Source organism: uncultured Roseibium sp., from assembly GCF_947499295.1.
In the GTDB taxonomy this organism is placed as follows: domain Bacteria; phylum Pseudomonadota; class Alphaproteobacteria; order Rhizobiales; family Stappiaceae; genus Roseibium.
This window is the reverse complement of sequence record NZ_CANMNP010000099.1, coordinates 1-1,279: the sequence shown is the minus strand read 5'-3', so window position 1 is coordinate 1,279 and position 1,279 is coordinate 1. Positions and strand designations below refer to the sequence as shown.

Here is a 1,279-nt window from a genome sequence, read left to right as displayed (position 1 = left end):
CAACCTATGAATCACTTTGAAATCAAATCCGGAATCCCAAAACATATACCTGAGTCAATTCGTCCACACGGCCTAGCTCATTGAGCCCGATCCGCGTTGTATGCGTCGTAGTAGCGATGCCGAGCGAGAGTCGCTTCGACATTGAGCTGCTCCAGGACCTCGGGGTGTTCATCGGCTTTGAAAGCCTTGAGGAACTTCTCGTAGATTCCGGCTCAGTGCAGAATAGTACGTTAAGATTGGTTATCCGGCCAGAATTGCCAAATGCTGAGCGGCTCAAACTCTTCTCCGGTCATTCCCTACGCGCAGGTCTCGCCTCTTACGCTGAGGTCGATGAACGCCATGTGCAAAAACAGCTTGGACACGCCTCCCTCCAGATGACCAGGCGGTACCAACGTCGAAGAGACCGGTTCCGAGTGAATTTGACGAAAGCCGCAGGGCTTTAGTGGTGGGAGTTTCTCTCAATTTTCATTGAGCTTGTTCGCCACCTCATCTCTGGCCTTTCACATTTTGTTTTCTGGGCCATAGAACTTTTGACTGTTCTAAACTCGGCCATTCCACAATTCTCTTACGCCCAATCGTTTAAGTGAACTTCTCCACGTCAATATCCATGGCGGCATGGGGCACACCGATGATTGCAATCTCTGCCTCCAAAATTAGATAGAAGATGACATGCTTGCCTTCGGGAAAGCTCCGATAGCCGTCGGCAACTTCATCACGGTTCTTCCCTATGCCGGGATTGTCCGCTAACCACTGCATCCGAACCGCAATTTGCTCGAGATAGGTTTGCGTTTGCGCAGCCCCCCACTGGTCCAGTGAATAGTCGGCAATTGCGTCCAGATCGCGCAGGGCTCTTTGAGTGAGACGGTACTCACCCACGTCGTTCGACAGCGCGAGCTACTACGTCCTGAGGAGACCACTCCGGTACAAACTCCCCTGCCCTTGCTTGTTCTGCGCCTGGTGCGAGATGTTCGCGCAAAGCCTCCATATTTTCTGATTTGCTCTCAAGCTCACGCAAGCCTGCACGGACCACTTCGCTTGCAGAGGCGTAACGCCCGCTCCTTATTTGGTCCTGGATAAATCCTTCCCAGTGCTGGCCAAGAGTCATGCTTGTAGATGCCATATCAAATCTCCAATATTCATTATGAATATATTCGTTTTCCACCGAATTTCAACTACCTTCGGCGTCCGAGCGAGGAATCACAATGGCCTTGTTGCATAAATTCTTATTCGGCCCGCAGCGGCCCCTTTCCCGGAATTTAGCATCATGAGATGCGCTCGA

At 51.4% G+C, this 1,279-nt stretch carries 2 protein-coding genes and 1 pseudogene; 1 reads left to right on the top strand and 2 read right to left on the bottom strand.

What is annotated here, in order from left to right; genetic code table 11:
- Positions 1 to 242 precede the first annotated feature (242 nt).
- A pseudogene (locus tag Q0835_RS29925) lies at positions 243 to 443 on the top strand (tyrosine-type recombinase/integrase); the annotation flags it as partial.
- A gap of 136 nt (positions 444 to 579) precedes the next feature.
- On the opposite strand, the gene Q0835_RS29920 reads toward Q0835_RS29925, so the two are convergent.
- Positions 580 to 876, bottom strand: a complete 297-nt coding sequence (locus Q0835_RS29920; protein WP_298967129.1) for a type II toxin-antitoxin system RelE/ParE family toxin — start codon at positions 874 to 876, stop codon at positions 580 to 582.
- Positions 869 to 1,120 (bottom strand): type II toxin-antitoxin system ParD family antitoxin, encoded by a 252-nt coding sequence (locus tag Q0835_RS29915; RefSeq protein WP_298967127.1) that lies wholly within the window; start codon positions 1,118 to 1,120, stop codon positions 869 to 871. The genes Q0835_RS29920 and Q0835_RS29915 overlap by 8 nt, the downstream gene beginning before the upstream one ends.
- Positions 1,121 to 1,279 lie beyond the last annotated feature (159 nt).

Coding starts and splice junctions, on each gene's coding strand:
- Q0835_RS29915 (WP_298967127.1), bottom strand. CDS start 1,120: ATGGCATCTACAAGCATGACTCTTGGCCAGCACTGGGAAGGATTTATC.